1 pseudogene is annotated in these 604 nt (G+C 61.1%); it reads right to left on the bottom strand.

Going from position 1 to position 604, the window contains the following annotated elements:
* Positions 1–604, bottom strand: a pseudogene (locus CO671_RS33165) (IS256 family transposase); the annotation flags it as partial.

The raw sequence follows: 604 nt of genomic DNA, 5'->3' as shown, positions 1-604 counted from the left end.
CCGACGAGACGGACGATGGCTTCGTCGTTCGGAAAGATGCCGACGACCTCGGTGCGTCGCTTGATTTCGCCGTTGAGACGCTCAATTGGATTCGTCGAGTGCAGCTTTGCCCGGTGCTCTTTCGGGAAGGTCATGTAGGCGAGCACGTCCTCTTCAGCGTCGTCCATGATGGTGGCAAGCTTCGGCACTTTCGGCCTGATTTGATCGGCGACACTGCGCCATTGTGCGGCTTGCTGCCTCCGGGGTCTCCTGGGCAAAGGCCGTCGCGATGAAGGCGGATACGACCCGCCTGCCGCTCTTTCCAGCATGCGCGAGCACGTTCCTCATGAAGTGAACCCGGCACCTTTGCCAAGTGGCATTGAGAACCTTGGAAACGGCGGCCTTGATGCCCTCATGTGCATCAGAGACAACCAACTTCACCCCGCGTAGACCGCGGCGCGTTAGCCTGCGCAGGAATTCCGTCCAGATCGGTTCGGCCTCCGAGGTGCCAACTTCCATACCCAGGACCTCGCGCCGACCGTCGTTATTGACGCCGACCGCGATAATGACGGCGACTGAGACGATGCGGCCGCCACGCCGGACCTTGAGATAGGTCGCATCCACC

Origin of the sequence: Rhizobium sp. M10, assembly GCF_002531955.1 — a bacterium.
Lineage (GTDB): Bacteria > Pseudomonadota > Alphaproteobacteria > Rhizobiales > Rhizobiaceae > Rhizobium > Rhizobium etli_C.
The sequence above is the reverse complement of the archived record's forward strand: the minus strand, read 5'-3'. Positions and strand labels throughout refer to the sequence as shown.